Genomic DNA, 21,198 nt, shown 5'->3' with positions numbered 1-21,198 from the left:
GGCTACACAGCCTGACACACCGGGCACCAGAACAGGTTTCGTGCCTTCATGACGGAATGAAGGACCGGTGACCCGCAGACCCGGCAGGGTGATCCCGCGCGCCGGTAGACGTAGGTGCGCGGACGATCCTTGGCGTAGGCCGGATCGCCGTTGTCGTGCTCGGCCCGCACGACGTGCATTTTTCCGCGTCGCACGCCGACCTTCATGAGTTCGACGAGGTCCGCCCACATGGCAGTCCATTCGTCGTAGCTGACGAGGTTGCCGGGGCGTTCGGGGTTGATGCCGTGACGGAACAGCAATTCGGCGCGGTAGACGTTGCCGACCCCGGCCAGCACTGCCTGATCCATGAGCAGTGCGCCGATTGCCGTCTTGGACTTCGAGATTCGCGCCCACGCCTGCTGCGGGTCCGCGTCGCGGCGCAGTGGATCGGGGCCGAGCCTGGCTTCGATAGCGGCTACTTGCGGCGGCAGCAAGACTTCACAGGCGGTGGGACCACGAAGGTCGGTGCCGAAGCCGGCACCGACCATTCGCATCCGGACCTGCCCCACCGGTTCTTCCATCGGGAGGGCGCTGTCGGTGAACTTTCCGTACAAACCGAGGTGTACGTGGACGATCAGACCGTTGTCGTATGTGTGCCACAGGTGTTTGCCCCAGGCATCCGACGACGTGAGTACATGCCCGTCCACCAGAGCCGCGTCCGTGGCAAATCGACCCTGCGGGCTGAGTACGCGCACTGGTGAACCGACAAACTTCTTGGCATGCAACCGTGCCAGTCGATGCAGGGTATGACCTTCTGGCACGGGACTACTTCTCGATCAGGCCTGCGGCAATGCCGGTGCGACGCCGGTCTTCTCGTACTCCGAGAGGATGTCGATGCGGCGCTGGTGACGCTCTTCGCCTGACCACTCGGTGGCAAGGAAGGCGTCGACGATGGCGAGCGATTCCTCGAGGGAATGCATGCGTCCACCGATGCCGATGAGCTGTGCCTTGTTGTGCTCGCGGGCCAGCTTGGCGGTTTCGACGCTCCACGCCAGAGCGCACCTGGCGCCGGGAACCTTGTTCGCGGCGATCTGCTCGCCGTTGCCGCTTCCGCCGAGGACGATGCCCAGGCTTCCCTCGTCGGCGACTACCCGCTTCGCTGCTTCGATGCAGAAAGCCGGGTAGTCGTCCACGGCGTCGTACTCGTGAGCACCACAGTCGATGGCTTCGTGGCCATTGGCTGTGAGGTGTTCGATGATCTCGTTCTTACGTTCGAATCCGGCATGGTCGGCACCCAGGTATACGCGCATGGGGACAATTCTCTCAGGCTCATCCCCCGGCGCGCACCCGGCCCTGGTGCGGTCGAACTCAGTCGAACTGCGGATCCTCGTTGCGCGTGCGCTTGAGTTCGAAGAAGTGCGGGTAGCTCGCCAGCGCAACTGCGCCGTCCCACACTCGTCCTGCGTCCTCGCCGCGCGGGATGCGCGAGAGAACCGGGCCGAAGAAGGCAACGCCGTTGACGTGGATGGTGGGAGTTCCGACGTCGGGGCCAACCGCGTCCATGCCGTGATGATGGCTCTCACGCAGGGCTTCGTCGTACTCGGTCGACTCGGCTGCGTCGGCAAGTTCAGCCGGGAGTCCGACCTCGTCGAGTGAACGCTTGATGACGTCGGCAAAGTCCTTGTTGCCTTCGTTGTGGATCTTGGTTCCCATGGCCGTGTACAGCGGCAGCAGGATGTCGTCGCCCTTCAGCTTCGCAGCGGCGATTGCGACGCGCACCGGTCCCCATGCCTTGGTCATCATCTCGCGGTACTCCTCGGGCAGGTCACGTCCTTCGTTGAGGACGGCCAGGCTCATGACGTGGAATTTCGCGTCGATGTTGCGCACCTGCTGCGCTTCGAGGATCCACCGCGAGGTGATCCAGCACCACGGGCACAGAGGATCGAACCAGAAATCAGCTCGGTCGGCACTCTTGTTCTCGACTGCACTCACGTAAACAACTCCCTATCGGTCACGGTCCTAGCGGGAACGAAAAATTGCGTACCCCGCCATGGCAACAATCATCCCCCACCAATCCTTCCCACATACTCCCGAACCACCTTCTCTCACCAGTAATGTCGAAAGAACACGAGTGCGAAGGAGTGGTTCAACCATGAGCACAAATCGGAGATTCGTCATCATCGGCGGCGGCTTGGCCGGAGCAAAAACTGCGGAGGCCCTGCGACAGCGGGATTTCGACGGAGACATCGTCCTTCTGAGCGAAGAGGACCATTTGCCGTACGAGCGTCCACCGCTGTCCAAGGAGTTCTTTGCGGGCAAGAAGACCCTCCCGGAATTCACGGTCCACGACGGTGAATGGTTCCGCGATCAGCACGTGGACCTGCGACCCGGAACAACCGCAACCGCTTTCGACCCCCTCGCGCACACCGTGACTCTCCCCGACGGTTCCACGCTCTCGTACGACAAACTGGCGCTCGCCACCGGTTCGCGTTCTCGGCGACTCGACATTCCAGGGGCGGACGCCGACGGTGTGCACTACATCCGCACCATCGACCAGGCGTCGTCGCTGCTGAAGGCTCTGTCCGCGGACAAGAAACTGGTTGTGGTGGGTGCCGGCTGGATCGGCCTGGAAATCGCCGCGTCCGCGCGCGGATTCGGTGTCGACGTGACGATCCTCGAGCATGCGAGTCTCCCCCTCGAAGCAACGCTGGGGCCGGAGATGGGCGAAGTGTTTGCGGCACTGCACCGCGCGAACGGCGTTGATCTACGAACGAGCACCGACGTGAAGTCCATCGCGGTGACAGACGGAGTTGCTTCCGGCGTCACCCTGGCCGACGGCAGCGTAGTTCCCGCCGACGCCGTCCTGATCGCTGTGGGCGCTCTCCCCAACACCGAGTTGGCCACGGCCGCCGGTATCGAGGTCGACGGCGGAGTCCTCGTCGACGCGGGTCTGCAGAGCAGCGACCCAGACGTCGTGGCGATCGGCGATATCGCGGCGGCGACGCACCCGATCCTGAACGCGCGAATTCGAGTGGAGCACTGGGCAAATGCTCTCAACCAACCGGCGACAGCCGCGGACACCATGCTCGGCAAACCGGCCGAGTACGTGCGGATGCCGTATTTCTTCACCGACCAGTACGACCTCGGAATGGAGTACGTCGGGCACGCTCCGCATGGCAGCTACGTCTCCGTGGTCACCCGCGGTGACGTCGACAACCGCGAGTTCCTGGCCTTCTGGCTCGACGGCGACAACAAGGTTCTGGCGGGAATGAACGTCAACATCTGGGATGCCGGTGACGCAATCAAGGAGTTGGTGGCGTCGAGTGCACCGGTGGATCCGAAGCGCCTGGCAGATCCCTCGGTTCCATTGACGGAGGCGTCCGCGATCACGAAGTAGTCCCCGCCGTGATGGGATGGACTCATAAAGATCCACACCATCGACGAGGAGATCTTCGTGGCCGCACCGAACCTGACACGCGAGACGGCAGCCGAACGGTCAGCGCTGCTGACCGTCGACAACTACCTGATCGAACTCGATCTCACCGACGGCAGTGATGCCCCTGGTGAGGAGACGTTCTTCTCCAAGACCACCGTGACCTTCTCGGCCACCGCCGGCTCGAGCAGTTTCATCGACATCATCGCTGCCCGAGTTCATTCCGCAGTGCTCAACGGCACCCCGATCGATATTTCCGACTACGACGAGGCCACCGGAATAGCCTTGACGGACCTCGCCGCGAGCAACGAACTGGTTGTCGAGGCCGACTGTGTGTACTCGCACACCGGAGAGGGTCTGCACCGCTTCGTCGACCCGACGGACAGCGCCGTCTACCTGTACTCGCAGTTCGAGACCGCCGACGCCAAGCGCATGTTCGCGTGTTTCGATCAGCCGGATCTCAAGGCGACGTTCGATGTCCGTGTCACTGCGCCGACCTCGTGGAAGGTCATCTCCAACTCCGCCGTCGTAGAGTCCCTGGCCGCCGATCCCGGCAAGCATGTCTTCCGTACAACACCGAAGATGAGCACGTACCTCGTTGCGCTCATAGCCGGCCCGTACGCCGTGTGGACCGACAACTACTCCGACGAGCACGGCAACATCCCCCTCGGAATCTTCTGCCGCGCTTCGCTTGCCGAGTTCATGGACGAAGAGCGCCTGTTCACCGAAACCAAGCAGGGCTTCGATTTCTACCACCGCAACTTCGGTGTGCCGTATGCCTTCGGGAAGTACGACCAGTTGTTCGTCCCGGAGTTCAACGCAGGCGCGATGGAGAACGCGGGAGCGGTGACGTTCCTGGAGGACTACGTCTTCCGGTCCAAGGTCACTCGCTACTCGTACGAGCGTCGTTCCGAAACCGTGCTTCACGAAATGGCCCACATGTGGTTCGGCGACCTCGTCACCATGACGTGGTGGGACGACCTGTGGCTCAACGAATCCTTTGCGACTTTCGCGTCTGTGCTCTGCCAGACCGAGGCCACCGAGTACAAGAACGCCTGGACAACCTTTGCCAACGTCGAGAAGTCGTGGGCTTACCGTCAGGACCAGTTGCCGTCCACCCACCCCATCGCCGCCGACATCCCGGACCTGGCAGCAGTCGAGGTCAACTTCGACGGAATCACGTATGCCAAGGGCGCCAGCGTTCTCAAGCAATTGGTGGCCTACGTCGGCCTCGACCCCTTCCTCGCGGGACTGCGGGAGTACTTCCGTGAACACGCATTTGGAAACGCCACCTTCGACGACCTCCTCGGCGCTCTCGAAAAGTCCTCCGGGCGCGACCTTTCCGACTGGGGAACCCAGTGGCTCAAGACCACCGGCCTCAACATCCTTCGCCCCGACTTCGACGTCGACGCAGACGGAAAGTTCACCCGTTTTGCCGTGTTGCAGGACGGCGCTGCCCCCGGTGCCGGTGAGCGACGCGTTCATCGCATCGCGGTCGGCATCTACGACGACGTCGACGGCAAGCTCGTGCGGAGCCGCCGCGTCGAACTCGATCTCGACGCCGCCGAAACCACCGACGTTCCTGAGCTTCTCGGAGTTCATCGCGGTCAATTGATTCTGCTCAACGACGACGACCTGACGTACTGCTCGGTGCGACTCGATCCGCAGTCCCTCTCGACGGCAATCGACCGGGTCGGCGACATCGCCGAATCACTCCCCCGCACTCTGGTCTGGTCCGCAGCGTGGGAGATGACTCGTCAGGCCGAACTCAAGGCTCGCGATTTTGTCGCTCTGGTTCAGCGAGGCATCAGCGCCGAAACCGAGGTCGGTGTGGTTCAACGCCTCCTGCTCCAAGCACAGACCGCCATCGGAAGCTACGCCGATCCGGTCTGGGCTGCAGCCGAAGGCTGGGCGGACTTCGCCAACCGGCTTCTCGAACTTGCCCGCGAAGCCGAGGCCGGTTCCGATCACCAACTCGCATTTGTCAACGCGCTCACCGGAGTTGCACTCTCCCCGTGGCACACCGAGGTCCTGAACGAATTGCTCGACGCCGACCCCGCGACCGTCGGCCTCGACGGTCTGGTTGTCGACACCGATCTGCGGTGGCGCATTGTCGGAGCTCTCGCCGCGGCAGGCGAGGTGGATGCCGAGGGGCTGGAGACCCCGTTCATCGACGCCGAGGCCTTGCGCGACCCGACTGCGGCAGGTGCCAGGCAGGCCGCTGCCGCAGCTGCCGGTCGACCGCAAGCTGCGGTGAAGGAGCAGGTGTGGGCAAAGGTGGTCGGCGACGATTCGGTGCCCAACATCACGGCGCGGTCCATCATCGGTGGTTTCGCCCGCGAAGGACAGGACGATCTCCTCGAACCGTTTGTCTCGCGCTATTTCGACGACATCGCCGGCGTGTGGGAACGCCGCTCGAGTGAGGTGGCGCAGACCGTCGTCGTCGGTCTGTACCCGTCGTGGTCGGTCAGTGAAGAGTCCGTCGCAGCGGCTGATCGTTTCCTCGAGGGCGACATTCCTCCCGCGCTACGTCGCCTTGTCGTGGAGGGCCAGGCCGGTGTAGTTCGATCGCTCACCGCCCGAAAGTTCGACGCCAGCTGATACAAAAGGCCGGTGCCCGCCTCGAGGAAATCGAGGCGGGCACCGGCCCTACTGCAAGGACTGCGAACTACGGCGCAGAGATTGCTGCTGCCATGACACGGATTCCGCTGATCAGTCCGTCGATCAGGTTTCCTTCACTGATGGAGCTCACTGCTGCGGTTGCGCCGAGCTGCGCAACGCGGTCGGTGACCCGATCGGCAACGACGCGGCCACTGCGGACCTCGACGACACGCTGGTTGGGCGATACGGCGATGAGAACCGAACGCTCCGCCTCAGGTGTGGTCGGGAACAGTGCGTCGGCACCGGCGGCCGGGTCTGCGCCCAGGTCGCCGACGTACGCATTGAAACGCACCTTGGTGGAACGGGTGGCCTCGGTCAGCGCGACGTCGAGGGCTACCAGGTCCTTGGTCGTGAACGGAAGGTCGTCAACGAACGGCTCTCCCACACGATGCACGCCGGAGATACGGCCACTGGTCGTGATGACGCTGCCGACGGGCAGGTTTTCGGGCGCTACTGCGACCGCTGTCGAATGATCACCACTTGCCACTTGCGGTTCCTCCAATCAGATCAGCCGAGCCGGCTTCGATCGCGTGTGCGCTGCCGTGGTGACCGCCGCGAACGGTCACTTCGTCGACAGCACTCCACAGGATGGGGGCGTGATCCCACGACTCACCCAGATGGAACGCCGGCGGAACCGGACCCGGCGTCTTCTTCCCGAGGAAGGACGCACCCGCGAAGAAGGCGGTGATCAGGGCCGGGATCCCAACGTATATCAGTACTACCTCGAGAATGCTCACACCAGATAACGTAGCCCAGAACGCCAGGAAGGACAGCGTCAGGGCCACAAATTATCGAGCAATTTGTTCCGGGCAGTTCGAGTCAGGCGGCACCGACACCGAGATACGGCACCCACGACGGGTGCAGTTCCTTGGTTGCGGCCAACAATCGCCAGTGCGGACCGGAGGGCGGAACCAATTCCGCGCGCAGTGTCCACCCCAGTTCGCTGAGCATCTTGTCGGCTTTGCGGTGGTTGCACGGCGCGCAGCACGCCACACAGTTCTCCCATGAATGCCCGCCGCCGCGACTGCGCGGTACCACGTGATCGATGGTCTCGGCCTTTGCGCCGCAGTACGCACATCGGAAATGGTCACGATGCATCAGTGCCGCGCGGGTCATGGGAATACGGGCGCGGTACGGGACGCGCACATAAGTTCGTAGGCGAATGACCGATGGCACCTGCACCGACCAGTCCGCAGAGTGGACTATGGGTCCGAATTCGTCTTCGTGAACCGTGTCGGCTTTACCGCAGGCCATCAAGACCACGGCCCGTCGTGCCGGCAGGGCCGTCAGCGGTTCGTAGGTGACATTGAGTAGTAGCACTCGGCGTTTGATCCACTCGGGGACCACGTGATCCGTGGCGAACTCGGTGGTCTGACCGAATCCGTCAGGAACAACTTCCAGAACAGCCCCTGACGCGTGCTCATGCCGCGCGTCTGCGCGAGCGATGGCACCACGGCCGCCAGCGGGCTGAAGTTGTCGGTGATTTCGTGCAGCGTGTCGGTTCTTCATAGGACCTCCGGGAGACTGCCCCCAAGTTGACCACGGATATTCCGGTTACGCACTCCCATTTCGCACAAAATTGCTCGGATTGCCGGTGAATTTCGGGTGAACGGACCTCCGGTCGACCCGGAAACCGACCACGCCCGCCGTCAGGCACAATGGAACACGCCATGAATGACGTACAGCAGACCTTCTACGACGCCGTCGGCGGAGCCGAGACGTTTCACAAGCTCACCGCGCGGTTTTACGAGGAAGTCGCGAAGGACGAGGTTGTTCGCCCGCTGTATCCGGAAGAGGATCTCGGTCCAGCCGAGCGCCGCATGCGGATGTTTCTCGAGCAGTACTGGGGCGGCCCGCACACCTACTCCGACGAGCGCGGACACCCTCGCTTGCGGATGCGGCACAATCCGTTCGTGATCGGCCCGATCGAGCGGGACGCGTGGCTACGCTGCATGCACGTTGCGATCGCGTCCATCGACGAGAAGACCTTGGACGCCGCACATCGCCAACAGTTGATCGATTACATGGAGATGGCTGCAGCGTCCATGGTCAATTCCGCCATCTGAACCGCTAGCGTCTGACCATTCGTCCGAGCTTGCGGACAGCCCGAACACCGAACGACACGCTCGGGTGCAGCGGCACGCTCAGAATCGCGTGTTTGCGGACGTAATCCTCGACGTGCCATTCCGACCAACTGCCGGCGCGGAAGAGCGCGGCGTCACCGACAGACAGAGTGCGCTTCTCGACCCCCGCGGACTCGACCGTCACCGATCCTTCGAGGATCTGAACGATCTCGTCGGCGCTGAAGTACCACCGGAACCGCCCTTTGGTGCAGTCCCACACGTGCGTTGTCGTGGTGCCGTCCTTGCTGGCAGACCATTGCGCGGCGCGGGCGACCGGATCCCCGGAAATGATCCAGTCCGCGTTGATCGGATCGTCGTTCAACGGAAGTTGGTCCAGACTCACTGCTTCGATTGCCGACAAACTCATGATTTTCCCCCCTCGAGAAATCGGTAGCGCAAAGATTGCCGACGGCAGAGTCTTCGCTCCTGGAAAGTACACCAAGGTGAGGTAAAGAACCACCAAACAGCCGTGTCCAAGTCGTGCGAGTGCTCGAGGTTTGGCACTATGAGAACTTGTGAGTAGCCCCGCGGATTCGACCGTTACCAACCCGTCCACTCCGCCTTGGTGGAACGAGGCAGTTTTCTACCAGATCTATCCGCGATCTTTTGCCGATTCCAACGGCGACGGCATCGGTGACCTCGGCGGAATCGAGGACAAACTCGGGTACCTGGAACTGCTGGGCGTCGACGCCCTCTGGTTGAGTCCGGTCATGCGCTCGCCGATGGCCGATCACGGGTACGACGTCTCAGACCCGCGTGACATCGATCCCCTGTTCGGCGACATTGCCGCGATGGATTCACTGATCAGCGCCGCACATGAGCGCGATATCAAGATCACGATGGACTTGGTCCCCAACCACACCAGCGACCAGCACGAATGGTTCCAAGCTGCGCTGGACTCCGCACCAGGTTCCCCGGAACGATCCCGCTACATCTTCCGCGACGGCAAGGGCGAGAACGGCACCGAACCACCCAACAACTGGCCAAGCATCTTCGGCGGTCCGGCGTGGACCCGCATCAGCGGTGCCGACGGAAAACCGGAGCAGTGGTACCTCCACATCTTCGCGAAGGAACAGCCTGATCTGAACTGGGACAACCCGGAGGTTTTCGAGGATCTGGCCAAGACTCTGCGCTTCTGGCTCAGCCGGGGTATCGACGGATTTCGGATCGATGTCGCCCACGGAATGGCCAAGCCGGAGGGTTTGCCGGACCATGACTGGGACCTCAACGAACTCATGCGCAACGACGACGACGACCCGCGATTCAACAATCCGGAGGTCCACCAGATCCACCGCGGAATCCGCAAGGTCATGAACGAATTCCCCGAGGCTATGACCGTGGGAGAGATCTGGGTTCGCGACAACGAGCGCTTCGGTGAGTACATCCGTCCGGACGAGCTTCACCTCGGATTCAACTTCCGGTTGGCAGAAACCGAGTTCGCGGCGGAATCCGTGCGGGCAGCGGTGGAGAACTCCCTCGCCGCCGTAGCCGAGGTCGGCGGTGTTCCCACGTGGACGCTCTCCAATCACGATGTCGAACGTGAGGTCACCCGCTACGGCGGAGGCCAGATCGGAACTCTGCGCGCACGGGCGATGGCCTTGGTCGAGCTTGCACTGCCCGGTGCCGCCTTCATCTACAACGGCGCCGAACTCGGACTGCCCAACGTCGATCTTCCCGACGACGCCCTGCAGGATCCGGTGTGGGAACGCTCCGGTCACGCCGAGCGTGGTCGCGACGGATGCCGAGTGCCGTTGCCGTGGGAAGGAGCCGCTCCGCCCTTCGGATTCACCACAGCCTCGAGCACGTGGTTGCCGATGCCACCCGAGTGGTCGACGCTGACGGTCGAGGCTCAACTCGAGGACGTCGATTCGATGCTCTCGCTGTACCGCAGCGCCCTCGAATTGCGTTCGTCCCGGCCGGAGATCTCGGGTGCCGACATCGACTGGTACGGGAGCCCTCCCGGGTGCCTGGCGTTTCGTCGACGGGGCGGTCTGATCTGTGCCCTCAACACGTCGGATGTGCCTATTTCCCTGCCCGCCGGCGACGTCATCCTCAGCAGCGCTCCCCTGGTCGACGGTCTGTTGCCCGTCAACACCGCTGCGTGGCTGATCTGAGTCGGACCTCAACTCACCGGGGATCGGTCCTGGCCGTTGTAGCCGCGGCCGTGCTGTTCGGAACCACAGGAACCGCACAGGCCTTGGCCTCGGAAAGCCTCGGATACGACCTCGATCCCCTGGCCGTCGGTTCCGCGCGGGTGGTTCTCGCAGGCCTGATCCTCGCGGTGTTTGCGTACGCGCGCGGCGGCCTCGGGTTCACTCGCTCGACCAGCCAATCCGCGCTCACGGGCGGATTCGGTGTCGCCGCATATCAATTGGGGTTCTTCACCGGAGTGCAGGCAGCGGGAGTTGCGGCAGGCACGATGATCGCACTGGGATCAGGTCCGGCGTTCACCGGCGTACTGCAGTACCTGGTGGACCGCCGCATGCCCGGCCCGCTGTGGTTCCTCTCGACCCTGGTCGCCGTCGCCGGTATGACGCTCATCGTCGCCGGCCAACCCGGCGACGGATCGGCGAACGTACTCGCCGGCGCGGTGCCGGCACTCATCGCCGGACTGGGCTACGCGATCTACACCGTTGCCGGCGCACACATGATCACGGCGGGAGTGTCCACGCAGGGCGCGATGGGTCAGATGTTCGGCATCGGCGGGATCCTCCTACTACCGATCCTGATCTGGCAGTGGCCAGGTGGGCTCGATACCGGCGCCGGGACAACCGCGGTGGTGTACCTCGTTGTGGTTCCGACCGTGTTGGCCTACCTGCTCTTCGCGGCGGCACTGCGGCACCTCAACCCGGCAACCGTCGCAACGCTGACGCTGCTCGAGCCGGTAGTCGCAGCTATTCTCGGCGCAGTGGTTCTCGGCGAGACCATCACCACAGTGGCCATGCTCGGCATGGCCACCGTCGTCGCGGCCCTCGGCTTGTTGACGGCAGGGACACTGCGTAACAGCTAGCTAGCGAGCCACCATCAACGGAATCGACCCGCCGCGGTGGCGATAGATCGAACCGAAGCGCGCGTCGAGACGAATCCACGATCTACTGGCCCGAACCCGCACCAACTCCGTCTCATTGATTCGGTTCACATCGACGAATCCCATTGCGGTCAGCGCAAATATCGCCCGCATCGAGATCCCGGCCGTGATGCTCGGCCCACTGACCTCGAGCACCTCTTGATCGAGCAACGAGACGGGCGGTCCCGAACTGCTGCCGTGCTCCTGCGCCAAAGCATTTCCGCGCTGGGCCAATTCGATCAAGACGTGCGCCGGGACATCGTCGAGGTGCTCGAATCCTTCGGCCGGCGGCAGCGCTCCACGCCACGCCGAGTCCATCGAGAATCCCGGATCGATCAGTTCACCGGACGCGTGGGACAGTGCAGCCAACAAGGTATCCCCGGCCGCCGAGGTGTCGTCGGGATTGACGGTGCCGACGATAGTGCGCGTCGCCAGGGCGTCGAACCCTGTTGCTGCCCACACACTCACGTGATCCGGGCCGCGTCGACGCATCCTGATGACGGCCGATTCGTCCAACCGCAACGCGTGCCCGATGAAGCCGGCCAAGTTCTTGCGCTCGGCTTCATCGGGCACGGTCAGCATTCGCTCATGCACGCTGCCAACGCTCCAGGTACCCACGCTCGGGACCACTGAGCCGCCGCAGTCGTTGCGTATCGATATCGAACGCCGCGATCTGCGTCGACGCGACTATGGACGGCGCGACCGAGAGTCCCGCCGACTTGGGGCGCACCTCGTATCCGATCGTAAAGTCCACGGCTCGAATCTTTTCCACCCACATCAACACGTCGAGCGGTGAATCGTCGTGCCGCAGCTGCCCCCGATACCGCACATGCAGATCCGCGACAACCGCACCGTCACGCAATGACACCGTCGGACATCCGTCGTGGAACAGCCACGGAATCCGAGCTTCTTCGAGCAGTGTCACCATGCGCGCATGGTTGACGTGTTGGAAGACGTCCATGTCGGACCATCGAACCGCCACGTCGGCATGAAATCCTTCGCTCAACGCCCTACCTCCGATCGGGTGCCCATGCTGCGCACCATGCTGCGAACCTGCCGCGCCGCTACCGAGAGCGTCGCGAGGTCAAGCGTCCCAGACTCGAAGATCTCACCGAGAGCGGCCCTCGCCCGGCTCAGCCTCGACGCGTTGGTCGCTTCCCATTCGTCGATCTTTTCCTGCGGCGATTCTCCCGGCTCACCGCCGACGAGCACTTCCATCGTGAGCTGCCGCAACGAGCTGTACAGATCGTCACGCAACGCCAGCCGGGCCAGTGAATGCCAGCGATCCCCACGCTCGAGTCCGGACACGGCCGTGAGCAGCCAGTCGATTCCGAGATGCGCGTCAAGCGCGTAGTAGAGCTGCGCGACTTCCGCGATGTCGTGCTCGGCGATGTCGGCGATATCCGCGATGTCGAGGAGGCAGTACACGTCCAGGAGCCGGAAGACTTCGAGCGCCAGAGCTTCGGGGGCCCCACGGTCGATGACTGATTGGGCTCGGGAAAGCAGATCCGTCAATTGATGGCCGGCAAGCAAATCGGGAACAAGGGGCGCCGTCGAACGGTAGGCCGCGGAGTAGCGAGACACTTCTGCCCCCACCGCGATGGGCTGTGGCCGATTGGCGAGAAACCACCGCGAGGCTCGGTCGAGGAGTCTGCACGTTTCCACGATCAGATCGTTCTCGAGATCAGCTGCGAGTCCGGCCGAACGAATCCGCCCCCACACGTCGTCGAGCGCAAACACCTCACGGACGGCTGCGTACGCCCGAATCGAATCCGTACTGCTGGCGCCGGTTTCCTCCGCAAGCCGGTACGCGTAGGTGATTCCGCCGTTGTCGATGACCTCGTTGACCAGCATGGTCGCCACGATCTGTCGGCGCAGTGGGTGGTCCTTGATCTGTGCGGCAAACCGATCGCGCACCGCACTCGGGAAATATCCGGGAATCTGTTGCGCGAAGTACTCGTTGTCCGGCAACTCCGTGGCGAGCAGATCGTCCTTGAGCGCGAGCTTCACATGCGCGGTGAGAGTCGCCAATTCCGGTGACGTCAAACCGGATCCGATAGACAGGCGCCGATCGATTTCCTTGTTGGACGGTAGTGCCTCCAGTGCGCGATCGAGTCCGCGCGAGGAGCTCAGATCGCTGATCTGCCGCCGGTGGACGGCAAGCATTTGAGGGGCGGTGACCCGCGAAATGCCCAGCAGAGCATTCTGGGCGATGTTGTCCGCCAGAACGAGGCGCGCAACATCGTCGGTCATCAAGGCCAACAACGGGTTCCGCTCATCTGCGGGGAGCGCGCCCGAGCGAACCAACGTGTCGAGCAGGATCTTGATATTGACCTCGTGGTCGGAGCAGTCCACCCCCGCCGAGTTGTCGATCGCGTCGGTATTGATGTGTCCGCCGTTGGCACTGAACTCGATTCGCCCCAGCGCCGTCACACCGAGATTGCCGCCCTCGCCGACCACCTTGACCCGTAGGTCAGCGCCGTCGACACGGACCGCATCGTTGCTTTTGTCGCCGACCTGCGCGTTGGTTTCGGCCGACGCCTTGATATAGGTACCGATGCCGCCGTTCCACAGCAGATCCACCGGTGCGGACAGGATCGCGCGCATCAATTCGGGCGGCGAGAGTTTGGTGACTCCCTCGTCCAACCCCAGGGCAACGCGCACACTTTCGGCGATGGGGACGGACTTGACGGTACGGTCCCACACACCGCCGCCGTCGCTGATCAGGCTGGCGTCGTAATCCGCCCACGACGATCGCGGAAGTTCGAAGAGTCGGCCACGCTCGACAAATGATCGCGCGGCATCCGGGTTGGGGTCGAGGAAGATGTGCCGGTGATCGAATGCCCCGACCAGTCGGATGTGACGGCTCAGCAACATACCGTTGCCGAATACGTCGCCGCTCATGTCCCCGACTCCGACTACGGTGAAGTCCTCGGACTGCGTGTCGACACCGATTTCCCGGAAGTGCCGCTTGACGCTTTCCCACGCGCCGCGAGCGGTGATCCCCATTCCCTTGTGGTCGTATCCCACCGAACCACCCGAGGCAAATGCGTCGCCGAGCCAGAAGTTGTACTGCGCAGCAACGGAATTCGCCAGGTCCGAGAATGATGCCGTCCCCTTGTCCGCGGCGACGACCAGGTATCGATCCTCGTCGTCGAGTCGCACGACCCGATCCGGCGTCACCACTTCCCCGGTCTCAGGATGAACGTTGTCCGTGATGTCGAGCAGACCCGAGATGAAAGTCCGGTAGCAGGCTTTGCCGGATTCGAGTGTGGCACTGCGATCGGTTGCCGGATCTCCGGTCGGGACCGGCGGGTTCTTCACGACAAATCCGCCCTTGGCACCAACGGGGACGATGACCGCGTTCTTGACCGCCTGCGCCTTCACGAGGCCAAGCACTTCGGTCCGGAAATCTTCCCGACGGTCCGACCACCGCAGACCACCACGGGCCACCGCGCCGAACCGCAGGTGCACTCCCTCAACCTCCGGCGAGTACACAAAGATCTCGAAAGCCGGCCTGGGCTTGGGCAATTCACTGATCCGAGAAGGATCAAGCTTGATCGACAGATACCCGCGCGAGCGCCCATCCGTATCCAGGACATAGAAGTTGGTGCGCAGGGTTGCCTTCACCAGCGAGAACATTCCCCGCAGGATGCGGTCGGCATCGAGGCTGAGAACTTCGTCGATCGAGGCTCGCAGTTGCGCCTCCAACTCCTCGATACGCTTCCCACCAGTCAAGTTCGGATCGAACTTCGCTTCGAAAAGTTCCACCAGCGCCGCCGCAGTCCGCGGGTGCGACAGTGCGATCCCCTCGATATGAAACTGACTGTACGGAAAAGTAGCCTGCCGCAAGTATTTTGCGTAAGCCCGCAGGATGACTGCCTGCCGCCACGTCAATCCTGCCCGCAGTACCAGTTCGTTGAACCGGTCAGCCTCGGCGCGCCCGAACCACACCGCACCGAACGCCGCGGTGAACCGCTTCTGCACCTCTGTCAGCGCTACCGTGCTGGTTTCGAGTGGTACTTGGGTGTCGAGGTCCGACTGCACGGATGCCCGCAATTCCGCCGGTACAGACAACCCGAAATCGTAGATCCAGCACTTCACCCCGTCGAGTCGCTGGACCACGTGTGGCCGTTCGTCGAGCACCTCGACACCGAGCGACTGCAGTACCGGGAGAACCTGGCTCAGCGAAATGGCGTCGCCGCCGACGAACAGCGTGAACCGCCACTGACCTGGTTCGGAATCCTCACCGCGATAGAGCAACACGTCGATCGAACCGGGAGCCAACGCTTCGAGCCGAGAGATATCGGACAACGCGCGAGAGGGCTCGAAGTCCTCCTTGTATCCGTCGGGAAGAACCCGGATGTACCGCTGCACCAATTCCAGATCGAGGTCGGAGCGCTCACGGACGAGATCGGTGATGCGGTCGTCCCAACTACGACTGACTTCGGTCAGCAGCGCCTGAACGCGTTCACGGTTTTCTTCGGACACATCGAGTCGAATCGGTGCGCTGCCAGGCTCACGCCGGATCGTCACATGCAGCAAAGCAAGGTCGTTCTCACTCACCCTGGCTGTGTAATCCACTGTGCCTGGACCGAATTCACTCCAGAGCGTGTGCTGCATCGCCAACCGGACACGCGTTGTGTAGCGGTCGCGTGGCAGGTACACCAGGCAGGAGACAAACCGACCGAACGTGTCTTCGCGAACGAACAGCCGCACCTGACGACGCAGGCCGATGCTGTGCACCGCGTGAACAGTCTCGAACAAGGTGTCGGTGTCGCTGGAGAACAACTCCGTGCGGGGGAAGGACTGAATGACCTCGAGCATCGCCTGGCCGGAGTACGAATCGAGGTCGACACCGGCGCGGCTGATCACCTCGCGCACCCGGCGCTCGATCAGCGGAATGGCAAGAACGTTTTCGTGGAGGGCCACCACGGTGAAGACGCCGAGGAACCTGTGCTCCCCCACGATGTTTCCGTCGTCGTCGAGTATCGACACCCCGACGAAGTACGGATACACGGCGCGGTGAACGGTGGCGGGGAACGACCCCTGGGTCAGGACGAGCAGCGGCCGATCTGGGAGATCGGCAACGGGCGGCAGGCTCATCGGACCGTCGGTGACGGCGTCGGATCGCAGTACACCGAGTCCACTACCGTCCACCGTGCGGGAGCCGTCCGCGGTGCCGACGAACCGTCGATAGCCGAGCACGGCGTAGTTGCCGGCAGCCATCCACCGCAGGAGGCCTGCCGTGTCGGAGAATTCTTCCGACGAGACGCGGCCGGTAGCCGAGGCTGCCGACGCCTCGAGTTCGTCGGCGATACTCAATTGCAGGGCAGTCATGGACGGGGTGTCGTCGGCGACGACGCGGACATCGGCCAACACCTTGCCCAGGTGTTCTTCGATGGCGTCGAGTTCGAAATCCTGCGCTGCCGCGTCCAACTGCACGTGCATCCAGGATTCCTGGATACCGGTGTCTCCCAAAGACTTCAAATTGCCCGAATTGTCCCGATCCGCTCGAAGGATCGGATGGGCGTACTGACTGATACCCACACCTAGGCGATTGAGCAGCGCGGTGATGGATTCGACCAACAGCGACATGTCGTCGTTGACGATCTGGATCGCCGCACCCAACTTCGCCGGATCCCAGGGCCGATAGACCCGCCACACCGCCGTGCCCGGCACCCGAGTGCGCCCGAGTTCGAGATGCGCTTTCAGTACGCGATTGGATCGGCCGTTGATCACATCGCCGCTGTCACCCTCGTCGATATGTGTGAAAAAAGCCTCGCGAAGGCGCGTGAGTAACGTCGCTTCGTCGAGGCTTTCGGAATTGTGTGGTGCTCGGTCGGTCATTCCTGGCTCACATCCTGTGGGTTCTGATCACCGCGGCCAATCTCATGCTCGAGACTAGCCGCGGTGACCGCTACCTAGGGTGAACTACGCCGGAACAAGCGCTGCTTCCAGCACCAAACGCTCGCTGTCAGCGAGGGGTCTGGACTTTTCGGACACAGTGTCGAATCCGACCATCAATGCGTCACCGGATGCGCACTCCGCTCCGGTGTTGTCGCGGACGACGTGCCGGACCGTGAACGAGGAAGTCCCGACATGAGTCGTGAAGATCTCGACATTCAAAGGACCCGAACGATCCGTCACCGGCTTGAGGAACTCGATGGACATCTTCCGGACAACGACGTATCCCGGACGGCCACCATGGGCGGCAAGCTTCGACGTCAGGAACTGAATGCGAGCTTCCTGCATGTACTCGGCATACCTGGTGTTGTTGACGTGGCCCAACCGGTCGGAATCACCCCACCGAACCTGAACCTCACACGTGAATACGTCCGACACCGATCAGTCCCTCGTGAGCTTGCGGTGCGTGACGCGGTGCGGACGCGCTGCGTCGGGGCCGAGACGCTCGACCTTGTTCGCCTCGTAGCCCTCGAAGTTGCCTTCGTACCAGTACCACGCAGCTTCGTTGTCGCCGAAGCCGCCTTCCCACGCGAGGATGTGAGTACACGTGCGGTCCAGGAACCAGCGATCGTGCGAGATCACGACGGCGCAGCCGGGGAACTCTTCGAGAGCGTTCTCCAGCGAACCGAGGGTTTCGACGTCGAGGTCGTTGGTGGGCTCATCGAGCAGGATCAGGTTGCCGCCCTGCTTGAGCGTCATCGCCAGGTTGAGGCGGTTGCGCTCACCACCGGAGAGAACTCCGGCCGGCTTCTGCTGATCGTGGCCCTTGAATCCGAACGAGCTGATGTACGCACGCGACGGGAATTCGGTCTGACCGACAACGATGAAATCGAGCCCGTCGGACACGGTCTCCCAGACCGTCTTCTTCGGGTCGATGCCGGATCGGTTCTGGTCGACGTAGCTCAGCTTGACCGTCTGACCGATCTTGACCTCACCGGCGTCTGGCTCTTCGAGGCCGACGATGGTCTTGAACAGCGTCGTCTTACCGACACCGTTGGGGCCGATGACGCCGACGATGCCGTTGCGCGGCAGGGTGAACGAAAGGTCCTTGATCAGGACACGGCCGTCGAAGCCCTTGTCGAGGTTCTTGACCTCGACGACGACGTCACCGAGACGCGGCGGTGCCGGGATCTGGATCTCGTCGAAGTCGAGCTTGCGGGTCTTCTCGGCCTCGTTCGCCATTTCCTCGTAGCGATCGAGACGAGCCTTGTTCTTGGCCTGACGAGCCTTGGCACCGGAACGAACCCACGCGAGTTCGTCCTTGAGGCGCTTCTGCAGCTTTTGGTCCTTCTTGCCGGCAACCTCGAGGCGTGCGGCCTTCTGCTCCAGGTAGGTGGAGTAGTTGCCCTCGTACGGGTAGAGGCGACCGCGGTCGACCTCACAGATCCACTGCGCCACGTGATCGAGGAAGTAGCGATCGTGGGTGACGGCGAGGATAGCGCCGGGGTATGCAGCGAGGTGCTGCTCCAACCACAGAACCGACTCGGCGTCGAGGTGGTTGGTGGGCTCATCGAGGAGCAGGAGGTCGGGCTTGCTCAGCAACAGCTTGCACAGCGCGACGCGACGCTTCTCACCACCGGAGAGGTGGGTGACCATATCTTCCGGCGGCGGGCAACGAAGCGCGTCCATGGCCTGCTCGAGCTGGGAGTCGATCTCCCAGGCGTCAGCATGGTCGAGCTTCTCCTGAAGCTCACCCATCTCTTCCATGAGCTCGTCGGAGTAGTCCGTAGCCATGAGCTCGGCGATCTCGTTGTATCGCTTGAGCTGAACCATGGTCTCGCCGAGGCCTTCTTCGACGTTCTCGCGAACGGTCTTGGTCTCGTCGAGCTGCGGCTCCTGCATGAGGATGCCGACGGATGCGCCGGGGGCAAGGAAGGCCTCGCCGTTGCCCGGCTGATCCAGCCCGGCCATGATCTTGAGGATGCTGGACTTACCAGCGCCATTGGGTCCGACGACACCGATCTTCGCGCCGGGGTAAAAGCTCATCGTGACGTCATCGAGGATGACCTTGTCACCGTGCGCCTTGCGCACCTTCTTCATCGTGTAAATGAACTCAGCCATGACCGCCAGCCTATCGGTGTTTGTCGCATTACCCACATTGCGTCGACGGGTTCACACGCTCTGCAGTTCGGTCGGCAGTTCCAAGGCTTCGCTGGAAGAAGCTGCGAGAAGCTGCGCGTACCGTCCGCCTTGTTGCACCAGTTGGTCGTGTGTGCCCTTCTCGACGACAAGACCCTGATCCAGAACAGCGATCAGATCCGCGTCACGGACCGTGGAAAGCCTGTGCGCCACAACCAAAGTGGTGCGTCCGACCATCAGTTCGTCGAGTGCGTCCTGCAGCGCGCGCTCGGTGCGGTTGTCCAACGCACTCGTCGCTTCGTCGAGAACGAGAATCGGCGGATTCCGCAGGACTGTCCGTGCGATGGCGATGCGTTGCTTCTCACCTCCGGAGAAGCGGTAACCGCGCTCACCCACCATGGTGTCGTAACCGTCATCCAGGCCGGAGATGAACTCGTGAATCTGGGCGATCCGCGCAGCTTGCTCGATCTCCTCATCGGTTGCATCCGGCTTTGCGAACCGCAGATTCTCGCGAATCGTCGTGTGGAACAGATATGTCTCCTGCGATACGACGCCGACCAGATCCGAGACCGTCGCCAGATCGAGGTCCCGCAGATCGACGTCGTCGATCCTGACCGATCCCGCCGTCGGGTCGTACAGCCGCGCGGCCAGGTAACCAAGGGTGGTCTTGCCAGAACCGGTGGAGCCGACAAGCGCCAGTGTTCCGCCGGCCGGGACTGTGAGGTCGATGTTGTCGAGAGTCTTGCGCTCTGTTCCCGGATATGAGAAGTCGACATGATCGAATCGCAGTTCGCCCGACAGTGCCGATACGTCGAACTCCTTCGACTCTTCCGGATCAGCGATGTCGATCGGCAGGTCCAGGTACTCGAACACGCGACTGAACAATGCCATGGAACTCTGCACCTCGACGCCCGTGTTGAGCAGCATCATGGTGGGCCGGAACAACTGAGTCTGCAAGGTCGTGAACGCGACCAGCGTGCCGACGGTGATGGTGTTGCCGTGGTCGAGCGTGAATCCCGCAAACCAGTAGACCAGTGCCGGCATGGCCGCAAACGTGATCGACATCGACGCCATGCGCCACTTACCGGCCATCATCGCTCGGAGTTCGACGTCGGCGACCTCGGCCGAGCGTTCGGCGAAGCGGTCGGTCAACGCGGACTTCGCACCGGTTGTCTTTCCCAGCAGAATGCCGCTGACCGAGAGTGATTCCTCAACTTGAACGGACAGATCGCTGAGCAACTTCTGCCGCTTGCCTGAGATCTTGCGGCGCTCGTTACCGATCTTGCGGGCGATCCGGATGAACACCGGCAGGATCGCCAGCGAGAAGATCGCCAGTCGCCAGTCGAGCAGGAAGAGCGCAACTATCGTCGCTGCAACGGTGGTCGCGTTCTGCGCAATCGACGTGGCTGTGTTGGTGACAACCGATTGCATTCCGCCGATATCGTTGGCGATACGTGACTGCACCTCACCGGTCCTGGTTCTCGCGAAGAACCCCAGCGACTGATTCTGCAGGTGCGTGTACACCCGGACACGCAGTTGGTGCATCAGTTTCTGGCCGATGCTGTTGGACATCCACGTCTGCACAACACCGAGGCAACTGGTGATCACGGCAATCGCGATCATGCCGATTGCCAGGATGCTGACCAGTCCGAGGTCCTTGTCCGGGATTGCCTTGTCGAGCATTTCGCGCAGGAGCAGTGGGCTACCCAAGGCCACAATGGCGCTGAGCGTGATGACCGCCGTGACGATGGCGATCTGTGTCCGATACGGCGTGAACAGCTCGAGGACACGTCGTGGTGATACGGGGTCCGCCGGAGTGGTCTCGACAGCGGAATTTTCGAAATCTCTGATGTGATCTGGTTTCACGTTTACCTCCTGGAGGCTTTCTC

The 21,198-nt window shown here is 62.6% G+C and carries 18 protein-coding genes; 5 read left to right on the top strand and 13 right to left on the bottom strand.

Translation table 11 applies throughout. The features are described 5' to 3' along the window. Positions 1 to 2: 2 nt before the first annotated feature. The 3 genes from R4P64_RS13315 to R4P64_RS13305 are packed head-to-tail and all read right to left on the bottom strand — an operon-like array spanning position 3 to position 1,971. Positions 3 to 800 carry an Fpg/Nei family DNA glycosylase gene (locus R4P64_RS13315; RefSeq protein WP_033232850.1) on the bottom strand — a complete coding sequence of 266 codons (798 nt, stop codon included), beginning with the start codon at positions 798 to 800 and terminating at the stop codon, positions 3 to 5. A gap of 15 nt (positions 801 to 815) precedes the next feature. Next, positions 816 to 1,289, bottom strand: a complete 474-nt coding sequence (locus tag R4P64_RS13310) for a ribose-5-phosphate isomerase (protein WP_033232848.1) — start codon at positions 1,287 to 1,289, stop codon at positions 816 to 818. Between the two features lie 58 nt (positions 1,290 to 1,347). Beyond that, entirely contained in the window at positions 1,348 to 1,971 is a 624-nt protein-coding gene (locus R4P64_RS13305; protein ID WP_033232846.1) for a DsbA family protein, read from the bottom strand. A gap of 160 nt (positions 1,972 to 2,131) precedes the next feature. Between R4P64_RS13305 and R4P64_RS13300 the strand changes: the two genes are divergently transcribed. Further along, positions 2,132 to 3,376: an NAD(P)/FAD-dependent oxidoreductase gene (locus R4P64_RS13300; protein ID WP_317821195.1), complete on the top strand. Its 1,245-nt coding sequence runs from the start codon at positions 2,132 to 2,134 to the stop codon at positions 3,374 to 3,376. Positions 3,377 to 3,433: 57 nt separating this feature from the next. Beyond that, entirely contained in the window at positions 3,434 to 6,013 is a 2,580-nt protein-coding gene (gene pepN, locus R4P64_RS13295; RefSeq protein WP_317821193.1) for an aminopeptidase N, read from the top strand. A gap of 67 nt (positions 6,014 to 6,080) precedes the next feature. Here the strand turns inward: pepN and R4P64_RS13290 are convergent, their stop codons facing one another. The 3 genes from R4P64_RS13290 to R4P64_RS13280 form a co-directional block, all read right to left on the bottom strand. Further along, complete coding sequence (locus R4P64_RS13290) at positions 6,081 to 6,560, bottom strand: DUF5130 family protein (protein ID WP_033232840.1); 480 nt, start codon at positions 6,558 to 6,560, stop codon at positions 6,081 to 6,083. After that, positions 6,547 to 6,810, bottom strand: a complete 264-nt coding sequence (locus R4P64_RS13285) for a hypothetical protein (RefSeq protein ID WP_033233164.1) — start codon at positions 6,808 to 6,810, stop codon at positions 6,547 to 6,549. The genes R4P64_RS13290 and R4P64_RS13285 overlap by 14 nt, the downstream gene beginning before the upstream one ends. 82 nt (positions 6,811 to 6,892) lie before the next feature. After that, positions 6,893 to 7,582, bottom strand: coding sequence for an HNH endonuclease (locus R4P64_RS13280; protein ID WP_172936716.1), 690 nt, complete (start codon positions 7,580 to 7,582; stop codon positions 6,893 to 6,895). Between the two features lie 161 nt (positions 7,583 to 7,743). Between R4P64_RS13280 and R4P64_RS13275 the strand changes: the two genes are divergently transcribed. Then, the gene (locus R4P64_RS13275; RefSeq protein WP_033233162.1) at positions 7,744 to 8,139 is read left to right on the top strand and encodes a globin; all 396 of its coding nucleotides are present in this window, start codon (positions 7,744 to 7,746) and stop codon (positions 8,137 to 8,139) included. 4 nt (positions 8,140 to 8,143) lie between these two features. Here the strand turns inward: R4P64_RS13275 and R4P64_RS13270 are convergent, their stop codons facing one another. Then, positions 8,144 to 8,563: a cupin domain-containing protein gene (locus tag R4P64_RS13270; protein WP_033232838.1), complete on the bottom strand. Its 420-nt coding sequence runs from the start codon at positions 8,561 to 8,563 to the stop codon at positions 8,144 to 8,146. Positions 8,564 to 8,711: 148 nt separating this feature from the next. Here R4P64_RS13270 and R4P64_RS13265 point away from each other — a divergent pair, with 148 nt between their 5' ends. Both R4P64_RS13265 and R4P64_RS13260 read left to right on the top strand, forming a co-directional pair. Further along, positions 8,712 to 10,310, top strand: a complete 1,599-nt coding sequence (locus tag R4P64_RS13265) for a glycoside hydrolase family 13 protein (RefSeq protein ID WP_317821189.1) — start codon at positions 8,712 to 8,714, stop codon at positions 10,308 to 10,310. Continuing rightward, entirely contained in the window at positions 10,298 to 11,206 is a 909-nt protein-coding gene (locus R4P64_RS13260) for a DMT family transporter (RefSeq protein ID WP_317821188.1), read from the top strand. The genes R4P64_RS13265 and R4P64_RS13260 overlap by 13 nt, the downstream gene beginning before the upstream one ends. On the opposite strand, the gene R4P64_RS13255 is transcribed toward R4P64_RS13260, so the two are convergent. From R4P64_RS13255 to R4P64_RS13230, 6 genes are all read right to left on the bottom strand, one after another. Further along, positions 11,207 to 11,857 (bottom strand): hypothetical protein, encoded by a 651-nt coding sequence (locus R4P64_RS13255; RefSeq protein WP_033232834.1) that lies wholly within the window; start codon positions 11,855 to 11,857, stop codon positions 11,207 to 11,209. Beyond that, complete coding sequence (locus R4P64_RS13250; RefSeq protein ID WP_033232832.1) at positions 11,850 to 12,269, bottom strand: acyl-CoA thioesterase; 420 nt, start codon at positions 12,267 to 12,269, stop codon at positions 11,850 to 11,852. The genes R4P64_RS13255 and R4P64_RS13250 overlap by 8 nt, the downstream gene beginning before the upstream one ends. Beyond that, the gene (locus R4P64_RS13245; protein WP_317821186.1) at positions 12,266 to 17,113 is read right to left on the bottom strand and encodes an NAD-glutamate dehydrogenase; all 4,848 of its coding nucleotides are present in this window, start codon (positions 17,111 to 17,113) and stop codon (positions 12,266 to 12,268) included. The genes R4P64_RS13250 and R4P64_RS13245 overlap by 4 nt, the downstream gene beginning before the upstream one ends. A gap of 84 nt (positions 17,114 to 17,197) precedes the next feature. Further along, positions 17,198 to 17,608 carry an acyl-CoA thioesterase gene (locus tag R4P64_RS13240; RefSeq protein WP_033232828.1) on the bottom strand — a complete coding sequence of 137 codons (411 nt, stop codon included), beginning with the start codon at positions 17,606 to 17,608 and terminating at the stop codon, positions 17,198 to 17,200. 3 nt (positions 17,609 to 17,611) lie between these two features. Beyond that, positions 17,612 to 19,291, bottom strand: coding sequence for an energy-dependent translational throttle protein EttA (ettA, locus tag R4P64_RS13235; protein ID WP_033232826.1), 1,680 nt, complete (start codon positions 19,289 to 19,291; stop codon positions 17,612 to 17,614). Between the two features lie 51 nt (positions 19,292 to 19,342). Continuing rightward, entirely contained in the window at positions 19,343 to 21,175 is a 1,833-nt protein-coding gene (locus R4P64_RS13230; RefSeq protein ID WP_317821184.1) for an ABC transporter ATP-binding protein, read from the bottom strand. Positions 21,176 to 21,198 lie beyond the last annotated feature (23 nt).

It is taken from the genome of Rhodococcus sp. IEGM 1366 (genome assembly GCF_033142425.1).
GTDB classification, from domain to species: Bacteria; Actinomycetota; Actinomycetes; order Mycobacteriales; family Mycobacteriaceae; genus Rhodococcus_F; species Rhodococcus_F globerula.
Note: the sequence above shows the minus strand (reverse complement) of the source record. Positions and strands in the feature narration are given on the sequence as shown.